This window comes from Eisenbergiella tayi (assembly GCF_001881565.1).
Lineage (GTDB): Bacteria > Bacillota > Clostridia > Lachnospirales > Lachnospiraceae > Eisenbergiella > Eisenbergiella tayi.
This window is the reverse complement of the sequence record NZ_MPDJ01000001.1, coordinates 45,240-70,516: the sequence shown is the minus strand read 5'-3', so window position 1 is coordinate 70,516 and position 25,277 is coordinate 45,240. Positions and strand designations below refer to the sequence as shown.

The following is a 25,277-nucleotide window of genomic DNA, read 5'->3' as shown; positions in this document are numbered from 1 at the left end:
AATTTATTTACCAATTTATTCCACTTACATGCAGTATTGTCAGTAATGCTGATACCTATTCAAAAAAGAGGTGTGTCGAATAATCTGCAAGTGATACACAGTTTATTTGACACACCCGAAGGAGCGGACAATGAGCCAGAATTTATCTAACTCATATGTCTCCTCCATCGGTATTTATGCCAAACCCATAAAGGGTGCTGCTGTTAATACTGCGTAGTTTCTGAGCAACAGTATCCCTTTCGGTATTTCCTTCGATAGTAGAGTATTTTTGTACAGAAATGTCATATCCCGTTACAATACCAACGTGGGAAGCACCACTTTTTTTGAGGATAAATACATCCCCCCTTTTGGGGATATATTTGCCAGGATATCCTATCCTTGAATTTTTGATATAATAATCGCAGTAGGCAGCAACAGACACTGAACGGGGAACAACTCTTGCCTGGCCTTCAATATCCAGAATTCCCGCTTTGTATGCGCACCAGGAAACAAAGCAGGCACACCACGGGCTGCCCTGTTGATAGGGATACCATTTTAAATATTTATTATAATTCTCCTTGCCCCTGTCAGTTTCAGACAACCCTTCAAAACGATCTGCAAATTCTTCAGCTAAAGCCACACATACCATGTTTTCAACCATTTCTTTTAAAACACCATCACTGGAAAAATTGGGTATTATTTTTGTACCTGACATATCATACAGCTTTCCTAAAGTGGCATTCCCTGCCATTCCGTCTGAGGCAAGGCCATTGTCTAATTGAAAATGAATAAGGGAATTATAGGTTTTATTTCCGGCAATGCCGTCAATGTTGCCAGTATAATAGCCTTTGGCTTGAAGGGAAGCCTGTATAAGCTTAATATCTTCTTTAAGGGTTGCCCAAGTTAATTCGTCTGCTTTACCATCAGCAGTAAGTCTTTTAAAGGTTTGATAACGCTTTAGTGCGGAAGTGGTATTGGCATCAAAAACACCGTCGGTTCTTTTTGGGTTAAAACATTTAATTTTTAAACCATATTGGAGATATTTAACATTTGTTCCGGTTGTTCCTTGAATTAGTAACATAAAATCCTGCCTCTTTTCTATTAAGTATTTTTAAATTATAAAAGGCAAAAAAATATAATTTGTAAACTTGAAGTCAGTATAAAAGTAAATAGTTGTTTGGATAATATCTGGATATGAGAGAAATGCATAAGGAACGGTAGTTTGGAATAAATCTGGACCAAGCGGCCAAAGAACGGATTATACTTTTTGGATAAATTTGTATTATTAGTTTTAACAGATCACCTAATATGCCGGTATTATATCGGAACTAAATCATATACAAAAACGTGACAATTATGGTATACTTTAAATATAAATACATTACCCTGAGATGCTTTTTATATGTATATCTCATGCTAAACAGTATGATTGAAAGATGGAGGGGATAAATGGTTTGTAAACATAAGAGTAAAAAAATTATTATATTTTCACTTTTTCTTCTATTAGTATCAGGTTGCACAAAAGCTGATACTAATATAAAAGAGGCTGCCCGTGAAAGCAATACTAAAACTATAGAAGCAGCATCTTCAGAACCAGAAGAAGATATAAATCCCTCTGATACGTTACTTCCGGAGCAAGAGGACACTAACAATACAGAGCCGTTTAATATCATTGCTTCTATTCCTGAAGAGAATTTATATCTTTACTATGGGAAAGAGGAGGATGTTTATTTTGATGATATTTATCTCTCTTTCCAAAATAAATACCTTGCCCTGTCAGGTAAAAATCTGTCAAATCCTGCTTTCGCCCCGTCACTAACCCTATTTGAAGCCGATTCCAACTTGGCTGTAGTGTTAATAGAAGAAGAAGGGACAGGGCTTTTTATCACGAATCTGCATGTCATTAAACTAGACGATATGTTAGAAATTCCGTATGAAGAAGCGATCGGATACCTGGATCGGAACATAAGCAGTGTAATAAGGGATGATGGAATAGCCGTTCTGGATTTAGGCGATAAAGTAATAGAATTTCATGTTGCAGAAATTGAAACGTTGTCAAATCTTTTTGACCTGATTGGGTATGGCGGAAATATAGCATATTATATATACGAGGATAAAATATATTGTGACATAGCGCTCCAGGTATCACCAGCTTGTTATTTAGGGTATATACAGCTGGAGTATTGTTTGGAAGGCGACAGCTACCATGTGGATGATATGAGGTTCTGTACATACAGTGATAATCAAATTAAGTATATAGAAAAAAATAAGTAAATGGAATTCCTGACTGGTGTGAAGTTAGTGCGGCATTATTATAGACCGATAACAGTAAAAGGCGGCTAAGTGGCTGCCTTTTATAATCATCTGCACGCCCCATCATTGAGCGGTAGAAAAACAGGCTGTGCTTGCGGGACGGAAGCCTCAAGCGCAGGGAGGGCTGGCTTTGCAATACTTTTGCTCTTATTAGCGTTCATTTCTCCCACAAGCGTTGCAGGATTATATTTGACCGTTCCAAAAGAAACGTTCCATCAGAATTATCTTGCCGCTCACTGACAGCAAGGAATTCTTCGTCTAACGATTTCTGACCAAGTATTTGAAGAGCAAGCCTTGCCATTTTCCATGCGCTCCACAATTCCAGGTCAAAGTTCAGCGCGTTGATATGGTTACGCAGAGCAACAGGATATTGTTCCATAAGCATACAGACATTTCCCCAATTGTTCCAGGAATCTCAAGCATTATAATTGGAGAATGCTGGCTTATCCATAGTATAAAAGCGCTTTAAGCTCTCTTCAAAATGAGCTGCTGACTGTTGATAGTCTTTCTTCTCCAGATAAAATATTCCCAATAGACAATCTGTATCACTTGCATATAATTCCTTTTTCTTCTTTCCATTATTCTACCACATTTCCGAGAGCGTAGAAATAGAGCGTTTTTCGGCCGAATATCCACCCTTTCTTTAGACGGGATGGGTGGTTAAAAAGTGTAGACTTGAACCTTGAATGCTCCTTCGTCATCGTCAAGAAGTACATCGGGATAGAAAAGCTGACGACCGCCATTTTAAATGAACTTGTAGAAAAATCCTTGTATACGCCCCAGATAAGAATCCGAAAATGTGTTCAGCAGCCGGAAATCAGCTATAGCTGTTTCAGCATGATTGAACTACCGTACACCAACGAAATAGATAACAAAACGGCATAGGCAAAATTGATTATGTCGCTCATTGTAGCAATATTTCTTTATTGGGGACAGCCTAGTCCGCCGCCCCTTTTTGCAAGATTAACTGTTTAAATAAAGGATGTAGGTTAAAAATCGTAGCCTTCAACAAGGAAAAACGTATGGGCATTGCCAAGGTTCACTTCTGATACCACTTCCAGGGCGGTAGTTGTACCAGCAAACTTATATTTGCCGCCGTTTGCCTTTAAGTTTGCATTGTATGTACTTGTGGTGTTAAACCAGAGACAGTGACCAATCTGGTTTGTTTTTGAAGTGAAGGTTTTTGCAACATTTAAGCAAGTTGACCATGCAGAATGTGAGGTCGGGTTTAATGCTGCTGCGGATTTTATGCCATTGAACTGGCCGCCATCCCCCTGCAGAACAACAGATTTAATGTCGGACCCAAACTTATCAGGAAACTGCAGTCTGTTGTTGGCAGTGTATGCAACAGCAATCATTTCATTCTGCGGCTGGTTTCCGGCTTCTCCCAAAATCATCCGTGCAAGGCAATCGGTAGGAGAACACTTTTCCCTCATTTCAGATACACTTGAAACCTTCGTTCCTTCCGCTACATAAGCTCTTGTTTCCATAATACACCTTTCCTTTCATGAAATATGATTTTTTATCTGGTACACTAATATAAAAGGAGAGTATTGAGTGATTTGGAAACTTATTTTTGCAGAAAAAGAGAATACAGAAGAAATAAGTTTTATCGGGAATGATTTTAAATGATATATTTTCGTTATAATTTCTTGTAAACAGCGAGGAATATGTCGAATCAAGATGTCATTGATGATATTGCATTGAAAAGGCCACCTGTACTGCAGGTGGCCTGTACTGCATAGATTCTGGCACATAGATGAGTTGTCATATTTGATAATATTATCCTATGTAATTAATAGGAATCTGTTATTTCCAGGGAAAGGGGTTCTGAGCCGTTATTGGTATAAACGGTACCTACAAATGTCAGTTTATAATTGCCCGTTCCAGTTGTTTTTAAACTACCGCTCTTATTGACGTAATTGGAGTAAACATTAATATTTGCACTGTCCACATATGTACTTCCCTTGTAAAGAGTAACTGTACCTACGATATGATTAACGGAATCAATTCCATTAATTGTTACGGTATAACCCGCACCTGAACTGCTTACTTTTAAACCCACAGAAGCTGTCATTACATATTTAAACCGCGGGGAAGGATTCAGATATTCTATATTTGGTTCAGGCACCTCCGCGGCAAATGCAGTAATACTTCCTCCCAGTGAGAGGCATAATACAAGGACTACAATTAATAGGTTCTTCGTTTTCATAAAATGTTCTCCTTTCAAATTTAAAATATCTTTCATATTAATAAACACTTATTCTGAGATAAATACTACAGCTTACTTTAAATTTTTTGCAATTTTTATTAACACATCTTCAGGAAGGTCAGCTATTATGGTATAGGTACCCTCATCCTTATACCAAACCAGCATATTAGTGAAATCTGGATCTGATGTTAAAAAAAGTTTACCAGGATAGGTATGAATAACGATATCCCTTATTTGGTAGTGTTCCATATCGGCCTGTAGATTTGTGCTTATCTGACTATGCTGGATAAAGAGACGATGTCCAGCATCGTTATAAAATATTAAAGTTGACATGTATTCATTGTTATCACTGTCTGTGAGTTTATACCCTTCTGGAATATATCCAACTGTTATTTCTGGCTTTTCATCCTGTGCAGAAGGGTGGATAAGTATTTCCACATATTTTTCATAAAAGGTCACGATGGCACTGTAGCAAGCGGCGCGTACTTCGCTATTTAAGAGCAGAGTACAAAAAGAAATCCCCATTACTACTGCGATACCGGCAACGACCTTTGAAACAGATCTGGCAGATGATTTGAGAAATCGGGTATATTTTACCCTTCTGCCCATTTTCCTGATTTTTGTATCGCATTCCTCAGATAATGTTATTTTTTCTATTTCATCTTCAGGGTAATTTTCTGATTCAGACAGGCTGCTCTCATATAAGGCGAGTGCGAGCAGGGAATCAAACAGGTCGTCTTTATACTTTTTATACATATAAATCCTCTAATCTTTTTCGGAGCATAAGTTTTGCACGGTATATTCTCATTTGTATGTTTTTCTTGGTCGTTCCTACGATCTTGGCGATTTGTACATCATCCAGACCTGTTATATACTTTAATTCCAGTGCAATTCTATATTTATCATCCAATTGTTTTATTTCCTCCACCAGGCGTTGGTAGGATTCTTTATGTAAAATCCCGTCTAAGATATCTTCACGGTTTTGACTGGTGGAAAAGGAATAGGATTCTTCAACTTCTTCAATAAAATCTTCTTTACTGCGTGCTGCTTTCCTGAGATGACTTTTGCAGTAATTGCGCGTGATGGTTATGATATAGTTGCGGGTCCTTTTTTCATCTGTTTCATCTATTTTCTGGAGATTTTTTGCTATGATAATAAATATGTCTTGGAGAAGATCCTCAACGATGTAATTATCAGAGATAAAAAGCTTGATGGTATATATTGCTGTTTTCTTATATTTATCATAGATGTATATAAATTTATCACGCTCTTCTTCGGTATCAAATACAAAAAGAATCATTTGTAGTCCCTCTATTCACGGTAGTTTATTTCAACTGCTATGGATGCTTCTAAAATATCCAGTATCCGCATTTGTGATTTAGCAGGTAATTGCTGTAATAAAGTTTCGATATGGTGCAGGCGGGGAGATAAAGCTTTGTTGGTCATAATTCCAAGTAACATATCAGCAGAAACGTTTAAGACATTTGCAAGCCTTACGATAGTCTCGATGCTTGGGTTTTTAACGTCCCGTTCCAGGTATGATACGAAAATTGTACTTCTGTCTATTTTTTCAGCTAATTCTTCTTGGCTCAGTTTGGCCTGTACCCTATACTTTTGAATAAGTTTTCCTATTTTATACTGTTCCATTTTTATACCTCACACAGTCTTAACAATAATACTTACAGTATTAGCTTAAGTATACGGAATATGCGGCATAGCATACAGTAACTATTGGTATTGGATATAATACTAAAAGTAATAATATTGGATTATGTTTCCCATATTTTAAAAAGCCGTCTATTAACAGGTGAATAAATAAGAAAGGAGGAATTTTGATGGAGGAAATTATTCTCCGTATGGTAGATTCCCAGGGAATTTGGGCGGCACTGTTTGTTTTTTTACTTTTATATACGATTAAAAAAAATGACAATCTGGATAAACAGCAGGATGCCCGGGAAGAAAAATACCAGAAGATGCTGTCAGAGCTTACAGAAAGTCTTGCTGTAGTAAAGGAAATAAAAAATACAGTAGACGATTTAAGCGAAAAAGTCAACAGCCTGTAGGAAAGGTGCGTTGCAGGAATTTCTGCAGCGCACCTTTAATGCCTGCTAAACAGAAAATTACCCTATTTGGCAGGTTTTATGTATTTTTCAGCAAATTTTTTTTAATCCGATTGATATATTGTTTACTATAGCCTTGTATATTGGCAATTTCTGCATCAGACCATCCTTGGATTAATAGTAAAATAATTTGTTTTCTTTTTGGGTCCATTTTCTTCAATTTCTTATCTAAATCCAAACGAAAAAGACAGTCATCGATATCGTTGCTTCGTTGCCCGAGAGCCTCCATGTTTTCAATATACACATGTCTGTCAATTTGTTCCTTCGCTGTTTTGCTTTTGTAATATAACTTACAAAAACGATGATATATAGCAGACTGAATATAGGAAAAGCACATAGCAGTATCACTTGTATCATGAATCGTTGAGATGGATTCGAACAATGCAAGAGTTAGCTCCTGCACACTGTCATCCTTTTCCAGATAGTATAGTCTGTGGGCATAAGACAGTATCAGTGGCTCAAATATGTCTATTAATTCCTTGAAATATTGTTCATCTTTTGTCTCCAGATAACACTGAACCAGTTCATTTACTTTCATCTCATTTTCTCCTTTTTTAGGTTAAAAGGGAGAAAATGGAGAAATTGGAAATATAAACAATATAGCCGTTATTTTATTGTTAAAATAACATAAATATTAGTGAAAAATAAGTGACAAGAAAATGTCAATTTCGTGTCATTGTGTAGAAAAATGCCGAACAATATCGTTTATTATATTATCTATTAATTACAGGAGTTACTTTTATGACAGATGAAAAACTAAAATATTTCTTTAGCATTTACAAAGAAATGGCAGCTCAATTAGAAATATGGCAGAAGTCTGCAGGGTATAAGGGTGAAACAGATATGCCGGTGGAACTGCAGATAATGGCCAAAAGACTTGATATTATGAATATCTGTTTGAAAACTCTAAACAAAGGGGAACTTTTTTTATTTACAAGCCATGTGATTAATCACAACACATGGGATGAAACCAGTAAACAGATAGAGGAAAAATGGGGAAATTGGAATAGCCGTTCTGAACGTACCCTGAAAAGAATTCAAAGAGGAGCATTGCTCAAAATGGTAGACTTGATTAATAAGGCTGGCGCTGATAAAATTTTTGAGTAAGATTGGTACTGATTATAAAAAAGAAACTATAAGAGAGATAGAAGCGAGTCTTTGTAGCTTCTTTTTGCTATATTTATTTATAGTTTATAGAAGCAATATATATACTGAAAGATACAAAGGGAAGTCATATCCCTTTGTATCTTAAAGAGTTTGATTGAATTTTTTGGATTAGTAAAAAAATAACAGTTTTACGTTAATTCAATCAGCTGTAGAATGGATATATTCTTTTGTAGACGAATGTGATACCAGTTATTGCATTTTGCATTAAGCTTTGTATAAACAGAAATTCCTTGCAAACATAGAACCGCTCGTGTAATCCAGGGTAACAAATGCATCGCAGGGCGTAACAGCACCGGAGCTTTTTTTATAACCGCAGATATACATATTAGCAGGATTTGAGGAACCGGCTGTTGCTCCTCGTGTATAAACGTATTCACCGGCATTTAATGATGTTAATGGAGAAGCATTGGGTTTAACAACATTTAGCCCCTTTCTTAATTTAAAACGATAGCATGGTGAAGAACCCAAATTACTTTCAGTAACAGATTGTCCTGAATAAGCGAGATTACCAAATCCACTACCGATATCAATAAAGCCGATGCCGTACTGTCCGTTACTGTTTAAAAAACGTATTTCGTAATGTCCAAAATATCCATTATGCTCTTTAATGAATGTGAAGACTTCTCCACTGTACAATGTTCCAATTTTTGAATTACTTGCACAATCTGACTGTCTATAGACAGTTAAACTGGAACCTTCAATTATTGCATGATATGCCATATCATTACCTCCTTGATTTAAATTTTTGAGTTTTATTTTGGTATCAATGTCTACATACTAATAAAAAGAGATGAAAGGGAATATTGTAAACATGAAAAAGAAAAAAAATATTAAAATACTTATTTTATTGGTTAGCACACTGGTATGTGTATCATTACTGCCTGCATGTGGAAATTTGGCAGATACTGAACAAAAAACAGAGGAAGGATATAACAGTAGGGAATGCCCTGTTTATCAGGTGGAAAATATGGATAGTCTTAAACTGGGCAGTGCAGAATTTAATATAAGTAATTATTTTATCAGGAATGAATATCAATATCAGAATCATTATTACATTGATTCTGACAACAATTTATGGGGATATGGAGATAATACATATGGACAATTGGGTAATGGTCAACAATATATTCCTCAAAATGATTATGATAACGGTTTTGAAATGACTCCTTATAAAATTGCAGAAAATGTGGTTCATGTAGATTTCGGCGGTTATTTCATGATTTTTCTGACAGATAAGGGAGAATTATATGGTGCTGGTGCAAACTTAAATGGAGTAATGGGGATAGACGTATCAGGAAGTGAAGAATATGTTGCGAATCCGGCTGTAACCGTTGTATCTGAACCGGTATGTTTGATGCAGGACGTTAAATATGCCCGCGCCGGAATAAGAGGAATCACTGCATTGAAAAAGGATGGTTCTGTTTGGTGGTGGGGAGAGATTAGAACTACTTCTGCTAAAAATATAAAGGATACGGTAGGTGTACGATATGCAGAACCTGAAAAAATGTTAGAGGATGCTATATATGTAACCTGCGGTAATTTTTGTGCGGCTGCAATTAAAGAAGATGGAACATTATGGACATGGGGAAATAATACGTTTGGAAGCTGCGGATTTGATAGCGGAGATAAAGATTTTATTGAAAAACCGGTCAAGGTATTGGAAGATGTAAAAATGGTTTGGATGGATGAAGTAAGATTTGATTCTATAGAGAACCGGTTAAGTTATGGAATGATAAGTCCTTATGAATGCAATTATGCATATGTAACGTTTGCAGAAAAAAAAGATGGAAGCCTGGTAGCCTGTGGCTATGAGGTAGAAGGAGAGGGAAGTAAAAGCTGGTCTTATATGCTTTATGGGGATATACTTAGAACACCTGACCAGATGAATGGCGGAGTAGAATTTGAGCCGGTTACGGTGGTTTATTCAGATATATTCCAACCGGTTGCGTTTTGTGAAAAGGATAGGAAACCACAACTCAAATTTAAAGATTTAAAATACGGAATGCCGGCAGAAGAAGTACAGGAATTTTTGAGTAATTTGGAAATTAATTATAAAATTGTGGATGGGATTTCAGATGAAGAGAAGGTATATGAAATTGTAACAGAGGATCAATATTTCAGATTTTGCTTTGATGATAAGCTGAAACTGAATGCTTTCTATTATGGTGCTTACGGAACAAGGAATGGAAAGATTATGATTGGAATGACGAGGGCGGAAGTTGAAAATATTTTCAACAGTCCATTTTTGGAGGAATTTTCAAATGATAATGAAATTTATAGCACTTCTTTTTATCAAGATGACAGTATCTATGAAATCGGATATTTGGATGGGATAGTATATTATGTGAAAGAAAGTATGATTGATGAAAGTAAACTCAAAAATCAAAAAGATGAAAATATACAGTCAAATACGGAGAAAACGGATGCAACTCAAAGTGACTCCATAGAAAAATAAACAAGTATATGATACTTGAGCAGTTATTTGATGTTTTTTAGAGGAACGGGGAGATGTCACATTTGTATCCGGTGAACCATCACCAGATGAACGTAAGGATTTTAAGGAGGCTTCGTTTTATCTGGTGATGGATAATCAAATCTTATACAAATTTCCATACCACTTTGAAACAATGTTTCAGTTGGTATATAGGGTTGTTTGATAATGCTTGCGCAGTTGCTTTCTGGGGGGACGACGAATTTTGCTCCTGGAACGAAGTTATGTTTTCAAAAGTTGAGATGCCTATTACATTTGTGCTTAAAAATATGTAGAGAAAAGTTCTGATCCAATGAAACTATAGTGATTGCGGAAGATAAATAGTCCTTTTAAGGGACGTGGTTTGAATTCCTGTAGTTGCAGGTCTTATTGTTAATAATAATGTATATTAGCATGGAAGGATTTTCCTTTCATGCTTTTTTGGTGATAGCATCTTTTAATAACTCACCTGCTATGCAGGTGAGTCCACAGTTGCTTAAGCTTACAATCAAAAACCTCCAATGATATAATAGTGTAGGTTCGCCAACCACTATGATAAGTTAGTTATCCTGTGGAAAGGCAAATGCCACGTTTGAGTCGTGGGGCGTTAGCTGTGGGTTTGTGGATGGACAGATTATAGGTGTACGTATTAGCTATGATAGTTTTGCATATTTAGAAGAGACATCAGACGGGACGGGGCAGCGTAAGGACAGCGGATTGGGATCCAGGGGGGCTGTGAAGGGTAACAAAAAGTTGTGCTTTTCCCTCTCTCCTCTTATAATAAGGATGTCCTTAGGCGATTGGCCGTTTATGGTGTTTGAGAAAATGATTTTATGGAAGAAAAGAGGTTCCTCAGATGGAAATTTATAAAATATTACTGGTCGAGGATGATGGCAGCCTGATAGACGGGCTGGAGTATTCTTTGAAAAAAGATGGATTTTTGGTCGATATTGCCCGAAACGTGCAGGAATTCCTGCATATTTATGAGAAAGGGAAGTATGACCTGCTTCTTTTAGATGTGACGCTCCCTGATGGAAACGGATTTGAGATATGCGAAAAGGTACGGAAGGAATCGGAGGTACCTATTTTATTTCTGACTGCGGCAGACGAAGAATTCAATGTGGTGAGGGGACTGGATATGGGAGGGGACGATTATGTGTCCAAGCCCTTCCGGCTTAATGAGCTGCTGTCCCGGATTCATTCCCTGCTGCGCAGAGCGGGGAAAAAGGATAAAAAAGAGGAAGAAAAAGACCGGGGAAGGCTGGAATCAGGGAATATACATGTGGATTTGCATGCGAACAGAGCATATCTGGGAGAACAGCCGCTGGAGCTTACGGCCCAGGAGTACAGGCTGCTTTGCCTCTTCCTTCTCAATCCGGGAGCGATTCTCACAAGGGAGCAGATTCTGGACAGGCTGTGGGATGGAAACGGTGATTTTGTGGATGATAATACTCTGTCGGTATATATCAGAAGGCTGCGGAGTAAAATCGAGGCGGATCCTTCTTCCCCGTCCCATCTGGTTACGGTACGGGGACTGGGGTATCAATGGAAGGAATGAAGAGGAATCCGGGAGGTATTCTGTTATGGAGAGTCTGTATAAGGATCGGGATGTGCGCAGGTTTATAAGGGCAGGCGGCTTCTTTGCAGTCTGTATGATAATAACCGGAGCGTTTTTATATTATGTGCATATGGAGGATGTAAAAAGCCTGTATCTGCAGCAGCAGGCCGAGGCGGCGGGAGCGCTGCTTCAGGCCGGAATAGAGCCTGTGGAGGCAGCACGGATTCTGGGCGGTGAAATCCGGGCAGAAATGGCGGAAGAGGGCAGGCAGCTGATGCACAGCGCCGGTTACGAAGACCCTTTGTCCATACGCCTGATTCCTCCTTTGAGAAAAATAGGATTCCGCTGGGGGCTGTGTTTTCTTATTTTCGGCGGTCTTATAAGCTTAAGTTCAGGCGGAATTACTTACCGGCTTCTGGCAGGACAGCACAAGAAGCTTTATGAAATGGAACAAAGTGTCAGGCGGTTTATGGAGGGAGACTTTGAACAGCGGATTCCTGCGGAGGACGAGGGGGATTTTGCCCTTCTTTCCACGGCTGTGAATGAAATGGCGTCTTCCCTGAACGCCCACAGAGAGGCACAGAAAAAAGCGAAGGATTTCCTGCAGGATACCATAACCAATATATCCCATCAGCTGAAAACACCTCTTGCGGCGTTATTTATGTATCAGGATATTATCCGGCAGGACCCGGGAGAAGAGGAAACGGTAAAAAAATTTGCAGCAAAGTCTGTGAAGGCACTGGAACGGATGCAGACGCTGATTCTTAACCTTTTAAAGATGGCGCGCCTTGATGCGGACATGATAGTTTTCCGAAGACAGAATGTGAAGGTCCGTGAACTCCTGGAAGATATTAAGGCAGAATTGGAAACAAGAGCGGAGAAGGAAAAAAAGGAAATCATTCTGACTGGTGATGAGACAAGCCGGATGATCTGTGACCGGGACTGGATGCAGGAGGCGGTATCCAACCTGGTGAAGAATGCGCTGGATCACACAAAAGAAGGCGGCCGGGTGGAAATTTCCTGGGAAGAAACCGGAGTGGGCATGAGGGTGCAGGTGGAGGATAACGGAAGCGGAATTCATCCTGAGGATATGTACTCGATTTTTAAACGATTCTACCGCAGCCGCTTTTCCAATGACCGGGAAGGGGCAGGGCTGGGGCTTCCTCTGACAAAGGCCATTGTGGAAGGCCACGGCGGTACCGTCGGAGTGGACAGTGTTCCGGGACAGGGCTCGGTATTCACACTTTTCTTTCCGGATAATCGGTAGATTCAGCCATTAAAAGCTTACAGAACTGTAAGGTGGCAGACATGTGGGAGTAAGCTTTTTCCGATATACTTACTTTCGTAGTAAAACAGTAAGGTTATTTACGCCGTATCCGGAAGCGCAAATGTACAGCGTGGGAAATGCGGCGGAAGAGAACAGAAGGAAAGGAAGTATACCATGGAAATATTAAAGGTGGATAAGCTGTGTAAAACATACGGTACAGGAGATGCAAGAGTAGAGGCGCTTAAAGCGGTTTCCCTCACGTTGGAAAAAGGTGAATTTGCCGCGGTGGTGGGGGAATCCGGTTCCGGAAAGAGCACCCTGCTGAATCTGGTGGGCGGACTGGATACACCGAATGCAGGAAAAGTGTTTCTGGACGGAAAAGATCTGTTTGCCATGAAAGAAAAGGAACTGACGGTTTTCAGAAGGAGGAACATAGGATTTATTTTTCAGGGCTTTCATCTCATTCCGGAGCTTACGGTGGAGCAGAATCTGGTCTTTCCTGTTTTGCTGGACTATAAGAAGCCTGACATGGACTATGTGGAGGAACTGCTGGGGAGCCTGGGGCTGAAGGAGAGAAGAAAGCACCTGCCCAGCCAGCTTTCCGGCGGACAGCAGCAGAGGGTGGCAATCGGCCGCGCCCTGATGAACCATCCGGCATTAATACTGGCGGATGAGCCCACAGGAAACCTGGACTCCAAAACAAGCCGGGAGGTGATTGCCCTGCTTCACGGGATGTCGCGCAAATACCGGCAGAGCGTTTTGATGATAACCCATAACATGAATATTGCGGCGGATGCGGACCGGGTGTTCCGGGTGACTGACGGCTGTCTGGAGGAAGTGAATTCCGGAAGGGAGGCCTTTCATGAATAGTTATCTGGATCTGGTAAAAGAATATGCCAAAAAGCATAAGAATAAAAACCGGATGAGCCTGTTTGTTATCCTTCTGGCTGTTGCGCTGGTAGCCACTATTTTCGGAATGGCGGACATGGAGATGCAGACCCAGCAGCGCAGCATGAAAAAACAGTATGGGAACTGGCATATTAATATCCGGGATATATCCGGGGAACAGGCGGAACTGCTGGCACTGCGTCCACAGGCCGCTTTGAGCGGTTATGTGGGGGTTACGGGAGGGCTGGCAGGGTATCTTCTGGACGGAAAAGCCGCCAATATTATGGGGGCGGGTGAGCAGATGGCAGGAGAGATCGGGATCCGCCTGACGGAAGGCAGATATCCGCAGAATGCAGGGGAAGCGGTGCTTACCGCGTCCATGGCCCAAACGCTGGGAATAGAGGCTGGAGATAAGATTGAAATAAAGAAGCCTGACGGCGGCATAATCCCGCTGACAATTACAGCACTGGCAGAGGATACCGCCGCCATTCTGAAGACGGATCAGGCTGGGATTGTCATGACAATACAGGGATTTTATGATACGATTCCGCCGGAAGACTATACGGAACGTTTTTATATTCAATTTAAGCCTTTCACCAATATCCAGGAGGAAAAAGGAAAAATAGAGCAGGCTTTCGGCATCTCACAGGAGCAGATACAGGATAATGTCTATCTGCTGGCGGCTATGGGGCAGAGCGGGGATTCTTACTTCCTGGCCATGTATGGTACAGCCGTTATCCTTTTCCTTTTTGTACTGATTGCAGCCGTTTTGATGATCAGCAGCAGTTTTCAGACAAGTGTTTCGGAACGGATTCGTTTTTTCGGCATGCTGCGCTGCCTGGGAGCTTCCCGTAAACAGATCAAAAGGTTTGTGATTAAGGAAGGGCTGACCTATTGCAAAAAGGCAATACCGGCCGGAGCGGCCGTGGGTATTCTGGTAATCTGGGGGCTCAGCGGTTTGCTGCGGGGTCTGAGCCCGGAGTATTTTGCAGACATGCCTGTATTCGGGTTCAGTATTCCCGGTATCCTGGCAGGAGCCGCGGTCGGGATCGCATCCTGCCTTCTGGCTTCCCTGTCCCCTGCCAAAAAAGCGGCGGCAGTTTCGCCTCTTACGGCGGTAAGCGGCAATGCCGGCAAAAGTACTGTAATGAATAACACCCGTATGTTCAGCGGCAGGAAAATAGACAGTACACTTGGTATTTATCATGCGCTGGAAAACCGGAAAAACCTGGTATTGATGGTTGCATCTTTTGCCTTCAGCATTCTCATGTTCATGAGCTTTTCAGGATTGATCGACTTTATGAACCACGCGATACGGCCCCTGCGCCCGTGGTCGCCGGATATTTCCCTGATAAGCGCTGACAACAGCTGTTCCATTGATATAGGTGTGTATGAAAAACTGCAGGCCATGCCGGAAACGGATAAGGTTTACGGGCGCATGTTTGATTATGAAGTCCCTTATGTAAGGACGAACGGAGGAGAACAGGAAAAGGCCTGCCTGATATCCTATGAACAGTATCAGTTCGGATGGGCCCGGGATTCGCTGGTGGACGGGAGTATAGAAGCTGTCATGAACGAACCGGGGAAGTTGCTGGTCATATCCCGGGGAGACAGTCCCTGGCAGGTGGGGGAAACCCTCTCCCTTTATCCTGACGGAAACGGCAGGACAGCTGAGATAGCCGGCATTTTGGGCAGCTGTCCTTTTGAAAGTGAGGACGGAGAACAGATTGTTATCTGCTCGGAGGAAACGTTCCGGTCGATCACAGGGAAAAATGCTTATACCATCCTTGATGTGCGTCTGAAAAAAGGGAATGGCGAAAAAGCGGCGGTACAGCTGCGGGATGAGGCATTGAAGCTGGGGCTTAATTTTTCCGATTCCAGAAAAGACAAAGAAGAAACACAGGCAATAAAGTTTTCCTTTTCCGTGTTTGTCTATGGTTTCCTTGCGGTAATTCTTCTGATATCCGTACTGCATATTATCAATAATATCAATATGAGTGTTGCCGGAAGAATGAACCAGTGCGGTGTGATGCGGGCCATCGGGATGGAGGGGAAACAGCTTCTCCATATGGTCAGGGCGGAGGCTGTGGTATATGCTCTTTTCGGAGCGGCGGCAGGAATTCTTATGGGCCTGCCGGCCCATCGTTTTGTGTATGAGCAGCTGGTGACCTCCAGATGGGGGACCGCATGGCGGGTACCATACGGACAGCTTATGGTGATTGTGGGAGTTACTGTTGTGACCACACTGCTGGCAGTAAGAAGGCCGGCCCGAAAGATAAAGGAGATGGATATTGTGGAGACCATTCATGCACTGTAAGCCGGGCAAAGAAGAAGGATTACTAAAGAAGTAAAGAAAATGGTATAAATTCCTATATTTTTGCATTGAACCTTCTGACGGATTATTTTATAGTGAAAGAAAAAGAATGGAGAGGAAGGGTTATGCTGAAAGATAAGATGCTGTGGATGAAGGACAGCGAAAACATCCGGGATGAAATCCGCCAGTGCAGGGAGGAGGGAAGGATGATATCCGGTCTCCTTCCCCGGGCGGAGGAAATCCTGAGCATGGAAGAGGGATCGGAGAAAGAAAGCTGTGCGAGACAGCTTCTTCTGGAGCTGGAAAACTGCCCTGTGGATGAGGCGTTTCCTTTTGAGGAACCGGTGGAGTGGGAGAAGCTTGCTGCGGCTTGTGAAGGAAACGGGATTCACTTACAGATACCGGAGGAAGAACTGCAGGACAGAATCCGGGGTGCCTGGACAGGCCGGGCCTCCGGGTGCCTGCTGGGCGTTCCGGTGGAGGGCTGGAGCAGAGAGAAAATCCGGGGATATCTGGAAGAAAGCGGCCAGTATCCGCTGGAAGGCTATATCCGTTCCGATACAGAACGGGAGGTCAGGGAGAAATACGGCGTGAAGGACGTGGATGAAGGTACGGCATATGATCGCCAGAACATCTGCTGGATCAATAACATGGATACCTATCCCGTGGATGATGACATGAATTATACGGTTCTCTCCCTCCGTGTCCTGGAACGCAGCGGAAGCAATTTTATTTCGGAGGATGTGGCGCAGTCATGGCTGTTCGGCCTGCCTGCCTTCCATACCTGCACTGCCGAACGGGTTGCCTACAGGAACCTTATGCACGGGATTCTGCCTCCCGAATCCGGCATTCTTGCCAATCCCTTCCGGGAATGGATAGGGGCTCAGATCCGGGTGGACTTTTACGGATACATAGCGGCAGGAAATCCGGCGCTTGCTGCACAAATGGCCTGGCGTGACGCGGTGGTGGCTCAAACGAAAAACGGGGTATATGCCGCAATGTATATTGCAGCGCTCATTGCATCTGCGCCTGTTCTGCCAAAACCGAGCGGATGGGTGGAGGAAGCAATGAAGCAGATCCCACGTAACTGCAGGCTGTACGCCGCCCTGAAGGAGCTTTTGGATTCCTGGAAAAAGGGTGCATCCTGGGAGGAACTGCTGGAAGCGATCCATGGGAAATATGAAGAATCCAACTCCTTCGACTGGTGCCTGGCGATTCCCAATGCCCTGATTGTAACGGCCTGTGTTCTGTGTTTCGGCACGGATTACAGCCAGGCTGTTATCCATGCGGTTCTTGCGGGCTTTGATACAGACTGCAATGGGGCGACCGTAGGTTCCGTGGTGGGCATTGCCCTTGGATGCGGAGGAATAGACAGCCGGTGGACGGAACCTGTAAAGCAGATTATCTGTTCCAGTGTTAACAGCTATACGAGACTTTCTGTGGAGGAAGTAACAGAAAGAACGATAGCGGTAATGAAAAAGTTATAATGCCTGCTTTAATGAGGCGGCGTCTTCGGACAGAGGGAATTCTGACCGGAGGGCCGCCTTTTTTTGTGTGTATGAGAATCCTTTGCAGGAAGGAATGGCCGGAAGGGTTGATGCTGGAAGCTGGTTCATTCAGGAAGGATACAGAGACGGGATCAGGCGGATGAAGGATAGAAAAGAAATTGACAAAACCTAAGGGTTAATATAAACTAGTTATATAAAAGGTTTATATAACTAGTTTATAAGAGAGGAGGAGGTTATTTGCCAAAGCAGAGAATTACAAAAGAAATGGTAGTGGAAGCCGCTTTTGAGATTGCGCGTAAGGAAGGGGCGGAAAAGGTAATTGTAAAAAATATTGCGGAAAGGCTGGGCTGTTCCGTCCAGCCCATTTACAGCTACTGCTCCAATATGGAGGGGCTTCGGGAGGAACTGGTGGAACGTACCCGGGCTTTTATGAAGGATTATATAGCGTCGCGGCTGGAGCGGACCAACTATTTCTGGAGCATGGGGCAGGCCCAGATACATTTTGCCAAGGAGGAACCAAACCTGTTCAAAATGTATTTCCTGCGCCGCCGCCAGGACATCAGTTCCCTGCAGGAGCTGTATACGAAAGAAGGCAGTCCGGACATGGGGGAGTATCTTTCCCAAACCCTGCAGATCAGTCCGGAAAAGGCCAGGGAGCTGCACCTTAACATGATCATTTACACAATGGGTATCGCATCGATTCTTGCCACAATGGGTTCCGATATACCGGAGGAAGAGATAAGCGATCGGCTGGAAAAGGCGTATCATGCCTTTTGTGCACAGAGCAGAGAGGAACATAATGAGTAAAACAGCAGTCATCTATAAATCAAAAACAGGGTTTACACGTAAATATGCCCAGTGGATTGCGGAAGAAACGGGGTGTGACCTGTTTCCCTATGAACAGCGGGAAAAGGTGGATTTTTCCCGCTATGACACGATTCTGTACGGAGGCGGATTCTATGCGGGAACCATCGGCGGCCTTAAGTGGTTCAAAAAAAAGCTGCCTGAACTGTCCGGAAAGAAAACTGCCGTATTTGCGACAGGCTCCACGCCTGCCAATACACCGGAGGCGGAAAAGGCAATGAAGCAGAACTTCACACCTGAGGAAAAGAAGCAGCTGAAAACCTTTTATCTGCAGAGCGGCCTGGATTATGAGAAAATGGGAGGCGCGGATAGATTCCTGATGTTCATGTTCCGGGGAATGATGAAGAAAACGGAAGGGGAGGACAGTGAAATGTATCGTGCGATCAGCGCTTCTCATGATAATAGCTCACGGGAATTTCTGAAGGAGCTGTTTGATTGGCTGAGGAACGGATGAAGATGGATGATTAGAAAGCGGTGGAGGGATGCTAACCTGGCAAGGAAGTCTTTATCGTAGGCCCTGCACCGCTGAAAAATAAAGTCAGCTTTCATGCGGGAGACAACAATTCCACCGCTCCGATTCAAAGGGAATCGCTCATTCTGCCAGATTATCTTCCATAATTTTTTGGGCGCAGTAATCTGCTAATTTTTCAAAGATAACTTTCGCGGTTGAAATTTTCTTTTCATATCCTGCCGGATTTCCCGCATACCCTAGCGGAACAACACTTCTTACTTTTTCTCCGCCTGTAAGCCAAACATCCAAACTGCTTTCCGTCAAAGAATATGATTTCAATTGTTTGGCAGTATCCTGACATACAGCATCCGGATAAAAATTTAACATTGCCGCTGTTTCCAAGGCACCGGCATGGATATCCAATAAAGTCTTTTCATTTATATCATCCTCGGCAAACAGCTCCGGTGAATACTCTGCCTCATCAAGCAAAATATAATCTTCTTTACCGGACAGCCCCTGCTGAGGCAAATCAAATGGCTCCATTAACAGTCTTATATGCATGTCAAAGTTTTTATTTGCTGCCTTTATTGCATCAATTATGGTTTTCACATGAACTGCATCTCCGTGTTGATTTATGCAATACACTTTATCAAATCCAAACTGATGCAGATTTCCAAAAATTTCAGTTAAAACAACTATCATTGTTTCAGGCTTGAGAGAAAATGTGCCTGGAAATGATCCGGTGCAATGATTGACACCCCAATAATATGGAGGTGCAATCAGGCAATCTCCTTGTTGTGCACGTACCGTATCCTTTATCTTTTTGCAAATGGCATAGCTTAAATAAATGTCGGTTCCTAAAGGAAGATGTGGTCCATGTTCCTCAATAACACCTAATGGAAATAAAACAGGCACTTTCTGCCTGCCTTTATTCTCTATCTCCCTCCAGTCTGAATCAGCCATTGTATCTGTGAATATAGAGTAATTCATAACTTCCTGCCTCCTTTTAACACTGCAAATCTAAACTTACCGTTCTATTGCGAATTATCCTTTGGTGGGTGCATTATGGCCTAAATGACCGCTATGACCGATTTACCTGCCTTATTCATAAGTGTGATTTTGGGCAGAAAACGCCAGAATGTTCAAAAACAAAAGATAAATGTAAGAGTATAATTATGTTACTTTATTATTGTCAAAATGTCAATTTCTTTTCAGCTTAAATATTCCCTGCTTATCCGAAAGTATGGATTTTGCTATCCAAGTAAATTTATTTGTATATTTTTTAGCATCTCCGAAAGCTACAATAAAGTAAAGAACAGTCAAATATTCCGCCGCAGGCAGCGGGGTATGTAACCCTCGCGGCAGTTGCAGATTGGAGAAGCTATGAGGAAACATGGTATGAAAAGGCTTTGGGCAGCAGCATTTTTGCTGACAGCAGCAATAATCATTACAGGGAGCGGCTATAACAGGATTAAAACAAGGACGTCAGACATGGAAAACGGCAAGATACCTCCTTCTTCCAAGGAAGCGGTTCTTAATCTGGAAACCAGAGGCAAAAATAAAATACAGGCAGGAAACAGGGAAACTATGAACCGGCTGGCTGTCACCGAAAACGGAAGTATAATATTTGCCATGGAAAAAGGACCGTCAGAAAACCAGGAGGATTTTGAAGAATGGTATGTCACAAGCCCGTATAAAAACAAGCAGCTGGTTAACGTATCCGATCTCTATGCATTTCTGGAGCATTATGCTGCCTGGGATTACTTGAATCAGGCGGAAAATGTGGAATTCAGGGACTCCGGCCTGGCGGTGGAAGAAAGCTTTACAGACAGCGGCACGGTGAGGTTTTTAATCGGACAGAAGAATAAAAACGGAAATTATTATGTAAAAGAGGAGAGAACCGGCAGGCTGTATGAGATCGACGGGACTCAGACAGAGGCTATGACAGGGCTGAGGCCTTATGATTTCATTATGGGGATAGCGAATCTGGTTTATCTTACGACGGTGGATAAACTGGAAATCAGAACGAAGGAAACAGCTGCTGTTTTCCTAGTGGAAACAGATGAGGACAGAAATCAGGTATTTATAAAAGAGGGACAGGTATTGGAAGAGGATGGATTTAAGAAAATGTATTCTTCCATTATTTCCATTGTCGCTGCAAAAGAGGCAGAAGACAGTACAGCTTCAGGTCAGCCGGCGCTTCAATTGTCATTCTCCAGAAATACTGATAAACTAAAGAATACACAAATCAGTTACATTCCTTATAATGAGGAATACTATCTGATTATAAAGGATGGCCAGAGTGATTTCCTGGCTGAAAAATCGGCGGTGGATGATGTGATTGCCGTTATTGACGAATACTGCCGGTAACAGGAAAAGAGCCGGAAGGAGAAGAAGCGGTGGAGAAAATGGAGATGAAAAGAGAAAGTGATTTTGTCAGATATCTGTTTAAATGGCTTCTTCTGATATTTACGGTTTTTGCGGTGGTAAGTATCTGTTTTAACCTGGTTACCTATATGAGGGAAAAACAGTATTATTCCCGCATTATAGAGCAGGAACAGCAGGAGAGAATCAATTATTTATCCAGAAACATCAATGAAGAACTCACGAATCTGAAGATTACCGCCAATATAGCTGTGAAAGAAGAAATCGTTCAGGATCTGTACTGCCGCTATGACTATGTAAACAGCTATGAAAGAAGCAAACTGATGGAGGCTATCCGAAAGCGGTGTATGGAAATTGACAACCTGAATTCCTTTGTTTCCTCCAGCTGGCTTTATCTTCCGGAGAAAAATCTTAAGATAGGCCGGGACGGATATGATTTTGTAGAAGAAGAGGCGTATGCTTTCGTGTTGGAAAACAAGGAGAATGAACTGATTTCCATAAAAGACGGCAAAGCCTATATTATCGAGATTCTTAATAAAAATTATCTTTTGGATAAATGGTCCAGGGATAATATCCTGAGTATTTTTGTGATTGAGCTGAATACCGGACTGATCCGGCAGGAACTGCAGTATGCTAAAATGATGGATGATGATGTGCTTTTTATGGTAAGCCCTGATAATGCAACGGTTTATTTTTCCACAAGAGATATCATCTATCAAAACCTGAAACAGGGGGAGAAGCCTAATAAGCTTCTGTTGGACGGAGAGGAATATCTTTTTATGAGTTCCCATGATGACGGGCATTTTTTCGGGCTGTATTATATGCAGGATCAGAGCTTCCTTCATTTAATCCAGAATAAAATGATAACCAGCATTCTGTTGTTTGCCGGAATTATTGTCCTGACCATACTGCTGGCGTTCGCCCTCTTTTACCGAAGAGTGTTCCGGCCTCTGGAGGTGCTGCTGGTAGATGCTTTTGCGCAGATTAAGAAGTCCAACCTTTCTTATCGGATTCCTGTAACGGAGAAAAACAGAGTGTTCACCAATCTGTATCAGAATTTTAATTATATGGCCGAGCGCATAGACACTCTTGTTTCCAGGGAACTGAAACAGGAAATTCTGGTTAATCAGGCTAATTTCAAGCATCTGCAGGCCCAGATCAATCCGCATTTCATGTATAACAGTTACTTCCTTTTGTATCGCATGATTAAGAGCGGTGATAAAGAAGGAAGCCTTCTTGTCTGTGAAAACCTGGGCCGTTTTTTTAAATATATCAACAGGGATTCCGGAGAAAATAAAAGCCTGGAGGATGAAATCAGCCATGCGCGCTCCTATGCCATAATTCAGGGATACCGTTATAAAGGGATCATCCATGTGGATTTCCCGGAACTGCCTGCGCGTTATCACTATATTGAGGTTCCCCGCCTGATAATACAGCCTTTAATTGAAAATGTTTTCAAATATGTGGTGAGCGAAATGGAGGAGGAAGAGGAAATCTGCCTGAGGGTAAGCTATGAAGAAAAAGGGGAAGAACTTCTGATTCATGTGGAAAATTCCGGAAAGCTGGACGCAGAACAGCTGGAGATTATCCGTAAGAAATTGAAAGATACGGAAGAAAATTCGGATATCACCGCACTGATGAATATTAATGCAAGACTCCAGGTATTCTTTAAAAAAGAAAAGCCTTTGGATGTGAACCGTTCCCTGCTGGGAGGGCTTCGGGTAACACTTCATGTGAATCTGTAACTTAAAATTCGCACATGCCCTGTCCCCTCCGGCCAGTGATTTTGGAGCAGCTGTCCGGTCTGGATTCTCTTCCTTCCCTCTGCCGGCTATGCAGGGATCCTTACAGGGGACGCTCTCGCTCGGATAAACACGCAGCGGTACTAAGGCCACAAAGTACGTGGCCTAAGGACCGGCGAGTTTATACGCCCCTTACAGGAAACCCTGCATAGCCGGCAGAGGGAAGGAAGAGAATCCAGACCGGACAGCTGCTCCAAAATCACTGGCCGGAGGGGACAGGGCATGTGCGAATTTTGAATCTGTAAAAAGGACGATGCCGTAAGGCGAGGGGGAAGCACGGATGGGTGAAAAGAAGAAATATACGCTGCTTGTAGTGGATGACGAACCTATTATATCTGATGGGCTGAAAAGTCTGTTTGAAGAAGGGTTCCCGGATATATTTCAGGTATATAACTGTTATCATCCCAAAAAGGCGCTTGAGCTTTTTAAGTTCCGTCTGCCGGATGTTGTGGTAAGTGATGTGAAAATGCCGAAGATGACCGGAATCGAAATGGCGGAGGAAATGCGGAAAATAAAGCCGGATATCCACGTCCTTTTCCTCTCCGGTTATGATGAATTTGATTATGTATATTCTGCCATAAAACAGGATGCAGATGATTATATATTGAAAACAGAGGGGGATGCCACTATTGTGGAGGCTATGAGGAAAATGGTGGAGCTTCTGGATTCCGAAACTCTTTTTATGGAGGAATTTAAGAGTGCTCAGACCAAGGTTACCTATATGGCGCCGGCCTTCAAGCAGCAGGCGCTCATCCATATCCTGGATGGTTCGGTTTCCACAGAGGCGGAATTTAAGGATACCATGGCAGAACTGGAAAATCCCCTGCCTGAACAGAAAAAAATGCTTCTGCTTGTCGGGACGCTGAAGGAAAAAGTTACCCATATGACTCAGGAAAACATACTGGAAACAGTGGTGGGCCTCCTTCAGAAAGCCTATGGAGATAAGATAGCCTACATCCATAAAGTGATATATCGAAAAAGTTTTGTATGGCTGCTTGAATCAGAGGAAGAGGAGCTGCCGGCCCTTCTGTTTGTGACTGCGCTGGATATCCAGAAGATGATACAGCTGCGCCTTGGACTGCTGATGTATTTTGGGATAGCCAGGGAAAGTGTTTCCTGGAAAGGGCTGAGCGCAGGCTATGGGAGTCTGTGGACGGAAATGCAGCGTCAGGCCATCAATGAAGAGAACAGTATTATCCTGGAACGAAGAGAGCTGTCCATCAGTGATTCCTTTAATGGAGAGGAATCGGATTTTGAACAGATGCTGGCGCCCATTACGGAAAAACTCAGAGTTATGGAAGAATTCCTCATGGGAGAAAATTTTCCGGCATTTATGGAAGACACGGAAGATATCCTGAAAATTCTGGAAAAGTCCAAAAGGCACTCCATGTATGCCCTGGAAATTTATTATTCCCTGGGAAATATATTGATTACCTTTATCAACAAAAAGAATATCCGCCCAAGACTTGCTTCCCGCATCCAGCTCATGGAGCTTTTCGATCCCGGATCTTTTGTCACCTGGGAGCAGGCTGCGGCTTACATCAGGCGGCTTACGGACGCTATCCGGGATATATGCATGGAAACCCAGCAGAATACGATGATGAGTATTACAGAGAGGACCAAATCCTACTGCCTTTCTCACCTGAGCGAGGATTTGTCGCTGACGGTCATAGGCCAGGCAATCGGCTTTAATCCGGTTTATCTCTCCCGTATTTTCAAACAGTTTGAAGGGACAAGCATCCGGGAATATATTGAAAACTGCCGTATGGATATGGCAATGCGCCTGATACAGAATTCACGGATGAAAATTTATGAAGTCTCAGAGAAATGCGGTTATCAGAATACCGCCTATTTTATAAAAATATTTAAGGCACACTTCGGAATGACACCGCAGGAATGCAGAGATATGAGGTAATAAAAAGAAAAGGATGCCGTACGGGAAAGCGTTTAGAATGAAAAAGCTTTGCCTGTACGGCATT

General features: G+C 42.3%; 25 protein-coding genes. 15 read left to right on the top strand and 10 right to left on the bottom strand.

The window, feature by feature from the left end:
* Positions 1-151: 151 nt before the first annotated feature.
* Entirely contained in the window at positions 152-1,060 is a 909-nt protein-coding gene (locus BLA28_RS00320; protein WP_009255895.1) for an NlpC/P60 family protein, read from the bottom strand.
* A 368-nt stretch (positions 1,061-1,428) separates the two neighbouring features.
* On the opposite strand from BLA28_RS00320, the gene BLA28_RS00315 reads away from it, so the two are divergent.
* Positions 1,429-2,253 carry a hypothetical protein gene (locus BLA28_RS00315; protein ID WP_069155564.1) on the top strand — a complete coding sequence of 275 codons (825 nt, stop codon included), beginning with the start codon at positions 1,429-1,431 and terminating at the stop codon, positions 2,251-2,253.
* 196 nt (positions 2,254-2,449) lie between these two features.
* Here BLA28_RS00315 and BLA28_RS00310 read toward each other — a convergent pair whose 3' ends face one another.
* Positions 2,450-2,677 carry a hypothetical protein gene (locus BLA28_RS00310; protein ID WP_009255893.1) on the bottom strand — a complete coding sequence of 76 codons (228 nt, stop codon included), beginning with the start codon at positions 2,675-2,677 and terminating at the stop codon, positions 2,450-2,452.
* 290 nt (positions 2,678-2,967) lie between these two features.
* Between BLA28_RS00310 and BLA28_RS34760 the strand changes: the two genes are divergently transcribed.
* Positions 2,968-3,177, top strand: coding sequence for a DUF4368 domain-containing protein (locus BLA28_RS34760; RefSeq protein WP_069155563.1), 210 nt, complete (start codon positions 2,968-2,970; stop codon positions 3,175-3,177).
* Positions 3,178-3,281: 104 nt separating this feature from the next.
* On the opposite strand, the gene BLA28_RS00300 is transcribed toward BLA28_RS34760, so the two are convergent.
* The 5 genes from BLA28_RS00300 to BLA28_RS00280 all read right to left on the bottom strand — a co-directional run bounded on the left by BLA28_RS00300 (position 3,282) and on the right by BLA28_RS00280 (position 6,151).
* A complete protein-coding gene (locus BLA28_RS00300; RefSeq protein WP_044972254.1) occupies positions 3,282-3,782 on the bottom strand; it encodes a cell wall hydrolase in 501 nt (166 codons plus the stop codon).
* A gap of 305 nt (positions 3,783-4,087) precedes the next feature.
* On the bottom strand, positions 4,088-4,504 hold the full coding sequence (locus tag BLA28_RS00295) for a hypothetical protein (protein ID WP_009255891.1): 417 nt from the start codon (positions 4,502-4,504) through the stop codon (positions 4,088-4,090).
* 72 nt (positions 4,505-4,576) lie between these two features.
* Complete coding sequence (locus tag BLA28_RS00290) at positions 4,577-5,260, bottom strand: DUF4367 domain-containing protein (RefSeq protein WP_009255890.1); 684 nt, start codon at positions 5,258-5,260, stop codon at positions 4,577-4,579.
* A complete protein-coding gene (locus BLA28_RS00285; RefSeq protein ID WP_069155562.1) occupies positions 5,253-5,804 on the bottom strand; it encodes an RNA polymerase sigma factor in 552 nt (183 codons plus the stop codon). The genes BLA28_RS00290 and BLA28_RS00285 overlap by 8 nt, the downstream gene beginning before the upstream one ends.
* 11 nt (positions 5,805-5,815) lie before the next feature.
* The gene (locus tag BLA28_RS00280) at positions 5,816-6,151 is read right to left on the bottom strand and encodes a helix-turn-helix domain-containing protein (RefSeq protein WP_009255888.1); all 336 of its coding nucleotides are present in this window, start codon (positions 6,149-6,151) and stop codon (positions 5,816-5,818) included.
* Positions 6,152-6,339: 188 nt separating this feature from the next.
* Here BLA28_RS00280 and BLA28_RS00275 point away from each other — a divergent pair, with 188 nt between their 5' ends.
* A complete protein-coding gene (locus BLA28_RS00275; protein WP_009255887.1) occupies positions 6,340-6,567 on the top strand; it encodes a BhlA/UviB family holin-like peptide in 228 nt (75 codons plus the stop codon).
* Positions 6,568-6,643: 76 nt separating this feature from the next.
* Here BLA28_RS00275 and BLA28_RS00270 read toward each other — a convergent pair whose 3' ends face one another.
* Entirely contained in the window at positions 6,644-7,162 is a 519-nt protein-coding gene (locus BLA28_RS00270; RefSeq protein ID WP_069155561.1) for an RNA polymerase sigma factor, read from the bottom strand.
* A 203-nt stretch (positions 7,163-7,365) separates the two neighbouring features.
* Between BLA28_RS00270 and BLA28_RS00265 the strand changes: the two genes are divergently transcribed.
* Entirely contained in the window at positions 7,366-7,731 is a 366-nt protein-coding gene (locus BLA28_RS00265; RefSeq protein ID WP_009255885.1) for a hypothetical protein, read from the top strand.
* 264 nt (positions 7,732-7,995) lie between these two features.
* Here BLA28_RS00265 and BLA28_RS00260 read toward each other — a convergent pair whose 3' ends face one another.
* Entirely contained in the window at positions 7,996-8,511 is a 516-nt protein-coding gene (locus BLA28_RS00260; RefSeq protein ID WP_009255884.1) for a hypothetical protein, read from the bottom strand.
* Between the two features lie 91 nt (positions 8,512-8,602).
* On the opposite strand from BLA28_RS00260, the gene BLA28_RS00255 reads away from it, so the two are divergent.
* The 8 genes from BLA28_RS00255 to BLA28_RS00220 all read left to right on the top strand — a co-directional run bounded on the left by BLA28_RS00255 (position 8,603) and on the right by BLA28_RS00220 (position 19,114).
* Complete coding sequence (locus tag BLA28_RS00255) at positions 8,603-10,246, top strand: RCC1 domain-containing protein (RefSeq protein ID WP_069155560.1); 1,644 nt, start codon at positions 8,603-8,605, stop codon at positions 10,244-10,246.
* A gap of 877 nt (positions 10,247-11,123) precedes the next feature.
* Positions 11,124-11,819 (top strand): response regulator transcription factor, encoded by a 696-nt coding sequence (locus tag BLA28_RS00250; protein WP_334293112.1) that lies wholly within the window; start codon positions 11,124-11,126, stop codon positions 11,817-11,819.
* Between the two features lie 25 nt (positions 11,820-11,844).
* Positions 11,845-13,086 (top strand): HAMP domain-containing sensor histidine kinase, encoded by a 1,242-nt coding sequence (locus tag BLA28_RS00245; protein WP_069155558.1) that lies wholly within the window; start codon positions 11,845-11,847, stop codon positions 13,084-13,086.
* Between the two features lie 174 nt (positions 13,087-13,260).
* Positions 13,261-13,956 (top strand): ABC transporter ATP-binding protein, encoded by a 696-nt coding sequence (locus BLA28_RS00240; protein ID WP_044972248.1) that lies wholly within the window; start codon positions 13,261-13,263, stop codon positions 13,954-13,956.
* Positions 13,949-16,291 (top strand): ABC transporter permease, encoded by a 2,343-nt coding sequence (locus tag BLA28_RS00235; protein ID WP_069155557.1) that lies wholly within the window; start codon positions 13,949-13,951, stop codon positions 16,289-16,291. The genes BLA28_RS00240 and BLA28_RS00235 overlap by 8 nt, the downstream gene beginning before the upstream one ends.
* 122 nt (positions 16,292-16,413) lie before the next feature.
* Positions 16,414-17,775 carry an ADP-ribosylglycohydrolase family protein gene (locus BLA28_RS00230; protein WP_069155556.1) on the top strand — a complete coding sequence of 454 codons (1,362 nt, stop codon included), beginning with the start codon at positions 16,414-16,416 and terminating at the stop codon, positions 17,773-17,775.
* Between the two features lie 258 nt (positions 17,776-18,033).
* On the top strand, positions 18,034-18,603 hold the full coding sequence (locus BLA28_RS00225; protein WP_069155555.1) for a TetR/AcrR family transcriptional regulator: 570 nt from the start codon (positions 18,034-18,036) through the stop codon (positions 18,601-18,603).
* On the top strand, positions 18,596-19,114 hold the full coding sequence (locus BLA28_RS00220; protein WP_069155554.1) for a flavodoxin domain-containing protein: 519 nt from the start codon (positions 18,596-18,598) through the stop codon (positions 19,112-19,114). Before BLA28_RS00225 ends, BLA28_RS00220 begins: the two co-directional genes overlap by 8 nt.
* A gap of 138 nt (positions 19,115-19,252) precedes the next feature.
* Here the strand turns inward: BLA28_RS00220 and BLA28_RS00215 are convergent, their stop codons facing one another.
* Positions 19,253-20,101, bottom strand: coding sequence for a creatininase family protein (locus tag BLA28_RS00215; RefSeq protein ID WP_069155553.1), 849 nt, complete (start codon positions 20,099-20,101; stop codon positions 19,253-19,255).
* A 408-nt stretch (positions 20,102-20,509) separates the two neighbouring features.
* On the opposite strand from BLA28_RS00215, the gene BLA28_RS00205 reads away from it, so the two are divergent.
* The 3 genes from BLA28_RS00205 to BLA28_RS00195 all read left to right on the top strand — a co-directional run bounded on the left by BLA28_RS00205 (position 20,510) and on the right by BLA28_RS00195 (position 25,213).
* On the top strand, positions 20,510-21,481 hold the full coding sequence (locus BLA28_RS00205) for a hypothetical protein (protein ID WP_069155552.1): 972 nt from the start codon (positions 20,510-20,512) through the stop codon (positions 21,479-21,481).
* A 38-nt stretch (positions 21,482-21,519) separates the two neighbouring features.
* The gene (locus tag BLA28_RS00200) at positions 21,520-23,241 is read left to right on the top strand and encodes a sensor histidine kinase (protein WP_242880565.1); all 1,722 of its coding nucleotides are present in this window, start codon (positions 21,520-21,522) and stop codon (positions 23,239-23,241) included.
* A gap of 337 nt (positions 23,242-23,578) precedes the next feature.
* Positions 23,579-25,213 (top strand): response regulator, encoded by a 1,635-nt coding sequence (locus BLA28_RS00195; RefSeq protein ID WP_069155550.1) that lies wholly within the window; start codon positions 23,579-23,581, stop codon positions 25,211-25,213.
* Positions 25,214-25,277: the final 64 nt, after the last annotated feature.

Excerpts from the sequence above, each read along its gene's own strand:
- BLA28_RS00270 (WP_069155561.1), bottom strand. The coding sequence starts at position 7,162 with ATGAAAGTAAATGAACTGGTTCAGTGTTATCTGGAGACAAAAGATGAA.
- BLA28_RS00200 (WP_242880565.1), top strand. The coding sequence starts at position 21,520 with ATGGAGATGAAAAGAGAAAGTGATTTTGTCAGATATCTGTTTAAATGG.
- BLA28_RS00215 (WP_069155553.1), bottom strand. The coding sequence starts at position 20,101 with ATGAATTACTCTATATTCACAGATACAATGGCTGATTCAGACTGGAGG.
- BLA28_RS00275 (WP_009255887.1), top strand. The coding sequence starts at position 6,340 with ATGGAGGAAATTATTCTCCGTATGGTAGATTCCCAGGGAATTTGGGCG.
- BLA28_RS00295 (WP_009255891.1), bottom strand. The coding sequence starts at position 4,504 with ATGAAAACGAAGAACCTATTAATTGTAGTCCTTGTATTATGCCTCTCA.
- BLA28_RS00260 (WP_009255884.1), bottom strand. The coding sequence starts at position 8,511 with ATGGCATATCATGCAATAATTGAAGGTTCCAGTTTAACTGTCTATAGA.
- BLA28_RS00315 (WP_069155564.1), top strand. The coding sequence starts at position 1,429 with ATGGTTTGTAAACATAAGAGTAAAAAAATTATTATATTTTCACTTTTT.
- BLA28_RS00255 (WP_069155560.1), top strand. The coding sequence starts at position 8,603 with ATGAAAAAGAAAAAAAATATTAAAATACTTATTTTATTGGTTAGCACA.
- BLA28_RS00290 (WP_009255890.1), bottom strand. The coding sequence starts at position 5,260 with ATGTATAAAAAGTATAAAGACGACCTGTTTGATTCCCTGCTCGCACTC.
- BLA28_RS00235 (WP_069155557.1), top strand. The coding sequence starts at position 13,949 with ATGAATAGTTATCTGGATCTGGTAAAAGAATATGCCAAAAAGCATAAG.
- BLA28_RS00280 (WP_009255888.1), bottom strand. The coding sequence starts at position 6,151 with ATGGAACAGTATAAAATAGGAAAACTTATTCAAAAGTATAGGGTACAG.
- BLA28_RS00310 (WP_009255893.1), bottom strand. The coding sequence starts at position 2,677 with ATGCTTATGGAACAATATCCTGTTGCTCTGCGTAACCATATCAACGCG.
- BLA28_RS00300 (WP_044972254.1), bottom strand. The coding sequence starts at position 3,782 with ATGGAAACAAGAGCTTATGTAGCGGAAGGAACGAAGGTTTCAAGTGTA.
- BLA28_RS00230 (WP_069155556.1), top strand. The coding sequence starts at position 16,414 with ATGCTGAAAGATAAGATGCTGTGGATGAAGGACAGCGAAAACATCCGG.
- BLA28_RS00195 (WP_069155550.1), top strand. The coding sequence starts at position 23,579 with ATGGGTGAAAAGAAGAAATATACGCTGCTTGTAGTGGATGACGAACCT.
- BLA28_RS00320 (WP_009255895.1), bottom strand. The coding sequence starts at position 1,060 with ATGTTACTAATTCAAGGAACAACCGGAACAAATGTTAAATATCTCCAA.
- BLA28_RS00240 (WP_044972248.1), top strand. The coding sequence starts at position 13,261 with ATGGAAATATTAAAGGTGGATAAGCTGTGTAAAACATACGGTACAGGA.
- BLA28_RS00285 (WP_069155562.1), bottom strand. The coding sequence starts at position 5,804 with ATGATTCTTTTTGTATTTGATACCGAAGAAGAGCGTGATAAATTTATA.
- BLA28_RS00220 (WP_069155554.1), top strand. The coding sequence starts at position 18,596 with ATGAGTAAAACAGCAGTCATCTATAAATCAAAAACAGGGTTTACACGT.
- BLA28_RS00245 (WP_069155558.1), top strand. The coding sequence starts at position 11,845 with ATGGAGAGTCTGTATAAGGATCGGGATGTGCGCAGGTTTATAAGGGCA.
- BLA28_RS00265 (WP_009255885.1), top strand. The coding sequence starts at position 7,366 with ATGACAGATGAAAAACTAAAATATTTCTTTAGCATTTACAAAGAAATG.
- BLA28_RS00205 (WP_069155552.1), top strand. The coding sequence starts at position 20,510 with ATGAAAAGGCTTTGGGCAGCAGCATTTTTGCTGACAGCAGCAATAATC.